Raw genomic sequence first — 7,138 nt, 5'->3', positions numbered from 1 at the left:
TTGGTATCGTTCTTCTCGGCTGAGGTGCTTGTACATTGGGCAACTTCGACTTGGCGGTTAAAGCGGCCATGATGCTCTCGCATCCTCAGCCACCTATAACCAGTTCATCTTTGTTGCACTTCGTCCTTGAATCCGCCAAAGCAAAGCAAAACAGAGGTGGGATAAAAGTCTGAAAGTGTCTCAAAAGTTTGAGATAATCGTTGGTTTCCCTGAACTGTCAGGGCTAAGCTTTTTGGAAAAATCATGAAACGCACTTACCAGCCTTCTAAAACTCGCCGCGCACGTACCCATGGATTTTTGGTCCGTATGAAAACACGTGGTGGCCGTGCTGTCATCAATGCACGTCGCGCCAAAGGCCGCAAGCGCCTGGCCGTCTAATTTTTGACCACTCAACAGAGGCCCGCGACACCTAGCGCCGTGGAACGTCTGAAACAGTGGTCAGAGTTTCAAGCCGTTATGTCGGCTGGTTCGGTGGCACGTACACCGCATTTTGTGTTGCACCAGTGGCAGCATCCTGCCAAAACCGCTACAGGGTCTGAGCTTGAAAAGGCCGCGGTCCGGTTTGTCGATGGTGTTTTAGCCGTAGGTGCGCTCACGCCGAAGCGATGGGCCAAGCGCGCGGTTGCACGCAATTTGATTCGACGCCAAATTCACGCGGTCTCACGCGAATTTGAAAACGGGTTGAAACCAACAGCCTATGTGGTTCGATTGCGAGCGCCGTTCAACCCTCAAGCCTTTGTAAGCGCCTCCTCGGAAGTACTCAAACAAACGGTTCGTGAAGAGTTACAGCAATTGTTTCGTCACGTGAGTGCGACATGACACAGTCGCTTTTAATGACGCTGGTGCAAGGTTATCGCTTGCTACTCAGTCCGTGGCTCGGCTCCACATGTCGATTTGAGCCGACATGTTCAGCGTATTCACTCGATGTCTTAAAACTTCACGGCGCTGCACGTGGCACCTATCTGACTTTGCACCGTTTGGCCCGTTGCCATCCTTGGTGCGCAGGCGGGCACGATCCTGTGCCACCCGCCTTATTTACCTCTTTGACCTCTTCCAACACCGGAAAGAAAACTTCATGAATGACATTCGCCGCACCATTTTGTGGGTGATCTTTGGTTTCTCTATGGTTCTTTTGTGGGACCAATGGCAAGTTCATAACGGGAATAAAGCAACATTTTTTCCAACCCCTGCGCAGCAATCCACCCCTTCAGGCGTAGCTGCCTTTGCCGCATCGCAAGCCGCGGGCGTGCCTGCACCCGTTGTTGTGCCGGGGACCGTTGCGGTACCCGTCGTTGAAACGCGTGCGACGACCAAAGCGCTGGTTCAAATAGAAACAGACGTCGCGAAGCTCAGTTTTGATACCGAAGGCGGCACGCTGGTTCGCGTGGAATTGTTGAAGCATGCAGACGAACACAAACTTGGCAGCAACGTGGTTTTGTTGGACGACAGCAAAGACCGCATTTACACCGCGCAAACCGGCTTGATTTCTAGCACGCCAGGCTTTGCCTTGCCTACACACAAAACCGTGATGTCTGTTCATCCTGGTCCGCGCAAACTCAAAGATGGCGACAACACCTTGGCGATTACATTTGAATCGACCGCACAAGCTGGTGTCAAACTGCTCAAGACTTACACGGTTAAGCGCGGTGCGTATGACATGACGGTCAAGCAAGACATTGTGAACACCGGCGCACAAGACGTGGCGCCACAACTTTACTTTCAATTGGTTCGCGACGGCAACAAACCTGCGGGCGAATCTTCTTTCTATTCCACCTTTACTGGCCCCGCGATTTACACCGAGGCCAAGAAATACCAAAAGGTGGAGTTTGCTGACATCAAAAAGAAAAAAGTGGATGTTGAAAAGAACTCAAGCACGGGCTATGTCGCGATGGTGCAGCATTACTTTGCCAGCGCCTGGATCTTGCCCAACGGGATGAGCCGCGATATTTCGATCGACGCGGTGGACATTGGCGCGGCCATGCCCGATTGCTGTTATCGCGTGACATTGATTTCCCCACTGGAAGCCATTCAACCAGGGAAGACCAAGAGCGTTATAGCGACGCTCTATGTCGGTCCGCAAGAAGAGAAAAAACTAGAAGCCCTCTACCCGGGCCTAGAGTTGGTTAAAGACTACGGTTGGTTGACGATTCTCGCCAAACCGCTGTTTTGGTTGCTCCACAAACTCAACAACATTTTGGGCAACTGGGGCTGGTCTATTGTTAGCTTGGTGGTCTTGCTCAAAGCCGCTTTTTATTGGTTGAACGCACATGCCTATCAAAGCATGGCCAAAATGAAAGCCATCAACCCACGCATCATGGAAATGCGCGAACGTCTCAAGGACAACCCGCAACAGATGCAAACGGAAATGATGAAAATTTACCGCGAGGAAAAGGTCAACCCCATGGGCGGCTGCGTTCCTATCGCGCTTCAAATTCCCGTGTTCATTGCCTTGTATTGGGTCTTACTCTCAACGGTTGAAATTCGAAACGCACCGTGGGTGGGTTGGATTCACGATTTGTCAGCACCCGATCCGTTTTTCATTCTGCCCTTGTTCATGACGCTGACCACATTACTCCAAACCGCATTAAATCCTGCACCGCCAGACCCAATGCAAGCCAAGATGATGTGGATCATGCCGCTGGCCTTCAGTGTGATGTTCTTCTTCTTCCCTGCGGGCTTGGTGCTGTACTGGATCACCAACAACGTGTTGTCGATTGCCCAGCAATGGCTGATCAACATCCGCATGGGTGTGCCACCGCAATTCAACCTGCCGAAGTTCTAACGCAAACACATTGGCCTCTAAAAGCCCGCCGCCTTGAAGGGTCTGCGGGTTTTTTCTGGACAATCTAGCCATGCTTGCTCAACACGACGCGCCCATCATTGCCATCGCCACAGCACCCGGTCGAGGTGCGGTTGGCATCGTTCGGGTGAGTGGTAAAAATTTAGCCGCCGTGGTTCTGGCGCTATGTGGTCGAGCTTTGAAGCCGCGTGAGGCCACGTATTTACCATTGCTTGATGAGACGGGCACACCGATAGACCATGTGCTTGCGTTGTACTTTCCTGGCCCCAACAGTTACACCGGCGAAGATGTGTTGGAGCTACAAGCTCATGGCGGGCCAGTGGTGCTGCAACTGATCGTGGCGCGGTGTCTCAGCGTTGCTGCATCATGTGACGAAACGGGGCAAGCATTACTCGGCGGTTTGCGCTTGGCCCAGCCGGGGGAATTTACCCAACGCGCGTTCTTGAACCATAAGCTCGATCTGGCGCAAGCCGAGGCCGTTGCAGACTTGATTGATGCCAGCACCGAAGCCGCGGCACGCGGTGCCAGTCGGTCGTTGGCGGGTGCGTTCTCACACGAAATTCATCAGTTGCGCAATGCCCTCATCCACTTGCGCATGTTGGTCGAGGCCACGCTCGATTTTCCTGAAGAAGACATTGATTTTTTGAAACAAGCCGACGCACAAGGTCAGCTCACGCGTTTGCAACAAAACCTTGCTCGCGTGATGACACAAACCAAGCAAGGGGCGCTCTTGCGCGAAGGCATTCGCGTGGTCATTGCTGGCCAACCCAACGCCGGCAAAAGCTCACTGCTCAATGCCTTGGCGGGGGCCGAGTTGGCCATCGTCACACCTATCGCAGGCACCACGCGCGATGTGGTGCAGCAAACCATTCAAATCGAAGGCGTCCCCCTGCATGTGGTCGATACCGCTGGTCTGCGTGAGCATCCAGATGTGGACGAAGTCGAGCGCATCGGCATTGCCCGTGCGTGGGATCAAATCGGTCAAGCGGATGCGGTGCTGTTCCTGCACGATCTCACGCGCAAAGCCGATCACGCGTATGCCGCGGCGGATGCACAAATCGAACAAACCCTGAAATCCAAGCTGGCCTCACATGTCCTGCTGCTGCACTTGTGGAACAAGGCCGATGCGCAAAGCATCGCCGTCACCCCGTTAGAGACGCATACGCCACACGCGGACCAAGCGCAGGTGCCCCAGCTGACCTTGTCTGCGAAGACGGGCGAAGGCCTACCAGCCCTGCGGCAAGCGCTGCTGAATGTGATGGGCTGGCGAGGCGGGGGTACAGAAGGCCTGTTCATGGCCCGTGAGCGCCATGTGCAGGCCCTGCATGAGGTCGATGCACACCTCATGCAAGCCAACGCGTACTTGCAAGCGCATGTGCCTGCGCTTGATTTATTGGCCGAAGAACTTCGCCTGAGTCAAAACGCGCTCAACACCATCACAGGCGAGTTCAGTTCAGACGACCTGCTCGGCGTGATCTTCTCTAGCTTTTGCATCGGAAAATAAGCCCGCCTCACCCATAAAATGAGGGCATGACCCCAACCCATGTACATGCCGACAACGCCGTTGCATCAGTGGACGAGCAACGTATTTTGCAGCTCGCCCATGACACGTTGACCATCGAAGCAGACGCCGTGCGCCATTTGCGCGAGGGCTTGTCGTCTACGTTTGTGCAAGCGGTGCGGGCCATTCTTAACGTCACTGGTCGTGTGGTGGTGATGGGCATGGGCAAGAGCGGCCATGTGGGTCGCAAAATCACCGCAACCTTGGCATCGACGGGTACGGCGGCCATGTTTGTGCATCCAGCGGAAGCCAGCCATGGCGATCTTGGCATGGTCAAAGACACCGATCTGGTGATTGCCATTTCCAATAGCGGCGAAAGCGATGAACTCGCCGCCATCCTTCCGGTGCTCAAGCGCCAAGGCGTGCCCTTGGTGGCCCTCACTGGCGGGGCGCAGTCCACTCTGGCCAAGCATGCCGATATTGTTCTTAACACGAGCGTCCTCAAAGAGGCGTGCCCACTCAACCTTGCGCCAACCGCCAGCACTACCGCCCAAATGGCCATGGGTGATGCGCTGGCGGTGGCTTTGCTCGACGCTCGCGGGTTCAAGGAAGAAGACTTTGCGCGCTCACACCCAGGCGGTGCCTTGGGGCGTCGCTTACTCACACACGTGAGTGATGTCATGCGCAGCGGTGCTGGCGTACCAGGCGTGCTGCCAACCGCCAACTTCAGCGACTTGATGCGCGAGATGAGCGCCAAAGGCTTGGGTGCATCGGCCATCGTAGACACGCACCAAAAAGTCTTGGGCATCTTCACCGATGGCGACTTGCGTCGTTTGATAGAAACAGGCACCGACATGCGTGAACTCACCGCCCAGCAAGTCATGCACGCCAACCCGCGCACCGTGCGCGCCAGCGCATTGGCCGCAGAAGCCGCAGAGCTGATGGAGTTGCACCGCATCACCAGTGTCTTGGTGGTGGATGAGCAAGGCGTCTTGTGTGGTGCGATCAACACCCACGACTTGATGCGTGCGAAAGTTATCTGATGAACACCTCTACCCCTGCGTTGAACTTTGACCCTGTGTTGCTTTTGCGCGCGCAAGGTGTGCGTGTCGCCTTCTTTGATGTGGATGGTGTGCTTACCGATGGTGGTTTGTTGTTCACGGAGCATGGCGAAACCATCAAACGCTTTTCCACACTCGATGGTCACGGGTTGAAGATGTTACAAAAAGCAGGCATCACACCTGCTGTCATCACCGGTCGCGACAGTGCGCCCTTGCGTGTGCGTCTGCAAGCCTTGGGCATTGCGCATGTGCGGTATGGAACCGAAGACAAAGCACCCGCCGCCCAACACATCTTGAACGAACTGGGCTTAAGTTGGTCGCAAGCAGCGCACATGGGCGATGACTGGCCTGACTTGGCGGTCATGACTCGCGTTGCATTTGCTTGTGCGCCGAGCAATGCGCACCTTGAAGTGAGAGCGCGGGCACACTACGTGACGCAGCGCGAAGGGGGGCATGGCGCAGCACGAGAATTCTGTGATCTTTTGCTGGTGGCTAGCGGCCGTTATGCTGAGTTACTGCAAGGCTACACCGTATGAGTGCGGCCGCGCCGGTCTCCCTTGTGCTGCGCGTGCGCCGCGTGTGGGATCGCTTGGCGGCTTACCTGCCCTTGGTACTCATGGGCTTCATGGCCATGACTACTTATTGGTTAGTCCGCAACACGCCCGTGATGGGGCAGGCTGAACTCGAAGCCGCACCGCGCCATGTGCCAGATTACTTTATGCGTGACTTCTCCGTCAAAGTGTTTGGCGACGATGGCAAACTGAAAAGCGAAATGCTGGGCATTGAGGGCAGACACTACCCAGACACCGATACCTTAGAAATCGACCAACCACGCATCCGAGTCTTGGGCGCAGAAGGTCGCATAACCACAGCTGTCGCGGTACGCGGGCTTGTCAATGCGGACGGCTCAGAAGCGCAGTTATTTGACAAAGCGATAGTTGTCCGAGAGGCCAACGTCAACGCGCAAGGTGTTGCCACCCCACGTAGCGAGTTGCACAGTGACTTTTTGCATTTGTTTGCCAACACCGAGCAGGTGCGGTCACATTTGCCCGTTGTTTTGGTTCGTGGTGCGGGGGACCACTTCACCGCAGACGGCATGGACTACGACAATTTGGACCGAGTCATGCAACTCATTGGGCGCGTCCGAGGCACACTACAACCACCTAAGAACAAAAAATAAATACGCGCATTGTCAGCGGGCATGAAAAAGGCTCCCGAAGGAGCCTTTAGATGTGCAGTGAAGCAAATCGATCAGTAGCTGCTGCCACCACCGAAGCCGCCGCGACCGCCGCCGCCTTCACGACGACCGCCGCCAGCACCGCCAGCACCGCCGCCGCCGTAGGGACTACGGAAACCGCCGCCGCCTTCACGACCGCCACCGCCGTAGCCGCCACCACCACCACCACCACCACCACCACCACCGAAACCACCAGTGCGGGGAGGACGTGGCTCCATGGGACGAGCTTCGTTGACCACGAGGCTGCGACCACCCAAAGGTGCACCGTTCATGCCTTCGACGGCGGCTTGCGCCTCAGCATCGCTGGCCATTTCTACGAAACCAAAACCTTTAGAGCGGCCAGTGTCGCGCTCCATCATGACTTTGGCGCTAGTCACAGCACCGAACTGTCCAAAAGACTGCTCAAGATCGCTGTCGCGTACCGAATACGGCAAATTGCCGACGTACAGTTTGTTGCCCATGAAAGGGACTCCTTAAAACACAAAAACAAAGCGATGGAGTCCCGAACCGAAACTGACCGATCACCAAATACAACCTTG

The 7,138-nt window shown here is 55.6% G+C and carries 9 protein-coding genes; 8 read left to right on the top strand and 1 reads right to left on the bottom strand.

What is annotated here, in order from left to right:
- The first annotated feature begins 243 nt into the window (after positions 1 to 243).
- The 8 genes from rpmH (at position 244) to lptC (ending at position 6,542) form a co-directional block, all read left to right on the top strand.
- Positions 244 to 378, top strand: a complete 135-nt coding sequence (gene rpmH / locus RMS03_RS01420) for a 50S ribosomal protein L34 (protein WP_005798102.1) — start codon at positions 244 to 246, stop codon at positions 376 to 378.
- A 39-nt stretch (positions 379 to 417) separates the two neighbouring features.
- Positions 418 to 819 (top strand): ribonuclease P protein component, encoded by a 402-nt coding sequence (gene rnpA / locus RMS03_RS01415; protein ID WP_310625336.1) that lies wholly within the window; start codon positions 418 to 420, stop codon positions 817 to 819.
- A complete protein-coding gene (gene yidD / locus RMS03_RS01410) occupies positions 816 to 1,079 on the top strand; it encodes a membrane protein insertion efficiency factor YidD (RefSeq protein WP_310625335.1) in 264 nt (87 codons plus the stop codon). Before rnpA ends, yidD begins: the two co-directional genes overlap by 4 nt.
- On the top strand, positions 1,076 to 2,782 hold the full coding sequence (gene yidC / locus RMS03_RS01405) for a membrane protein insertase YidC (protein ID WP_310625334.1): 1,707 nt from the start codon (positions 1,076 to 1,078) through the stop codon (positions 2,780 to 2,782). Before yidD ends, yidC begins: the two co-directional genes overlap by 4 nt.
- 70 nt (positions 2,783 to 2,852) lie before the next feature.
- Positions 2,853 to 4,304, top strand: a complete 1,452-nt coding sequence (mnmE, locus tag RMS03_RS01400) for a tRNA uridine-5-carboxymethylaminomethyl(34) synthesis GTPase MnmE (protein WP_310625333.1) — start codon at positions 2,853 to 2,855, stop codon at positions 4,302 to 4,304.
- Between the two features lie 26 nt (positions 4,305 to 4,330).
- Positions 4,331 to 5,344, top strand: coding sequence for a KpsF/GutQ family sugar-phosphate isomerase (locus RMS03_RS01395; RefSeq protein WP_310625332.1), 1,014 nt, complete (start codon positions 4,331 to 4,333; stop codon positions 5,342 to 5,344).
- A complete protein-coding gene (locus RMS03_RS01390; protein WP_310625331.1) occupies positions 5,344 to 5,898 on the top strand; it encodes an HAD hydrolase family protein in 555 nt (184 codons plus the stop codon). The genes RMS03_RS01395 and RMS03_RS01390 overlap by 1 nt, the downstream gene beginning before the upstream one ends.
- Entirely contained in the window at positions 5,895 to 6,542 is a 648-nt protein-coding gene (gene lptC / locus RMS03_RS01385) for an LPS export ABC transporter periplasmic protein LptC (protein WP_310625330.1), read from the top strand. Before RMS03_RS01390 ends, lptC begins: the two co-directional genes overlap by 4 nt.
- A 71-nt stretch (positions 6,543 to 6,613) precedes the next feature.
- Here lptC and RMS03_RS01380 read toward each other — a convergent pair whose 3' ends face one another.
- Positions 6,614 to 7,060, bottom strand: a complete 447-nt coding sequence (locus RMS03_RS01380; protein WP_310625329.1) for an RNA-binding protein — start codon at positions 7,058 to 7,060, stop codon at positions 6,614 to 6,616.
- Positions 7,061 to 7,138: the final 78 nt, after the last annotated feature.

The sequence above is a fragment of the Limnohabitans sp. genome, assembly GCF_031538885.1.
In the GTDB taxonomy this organism is placed as follows: domain Bacteria; phylum Pseudomonadota; class Gammaproteobacteria; order Burkholderiales; family Burkholderiaceae_C; genus Limnohabitans.
The sequence above is the reverse complement of the archived record's forward strand: the minus strand, read 5'-3'. Positions and strand labels throughout refer to the sequence as shown.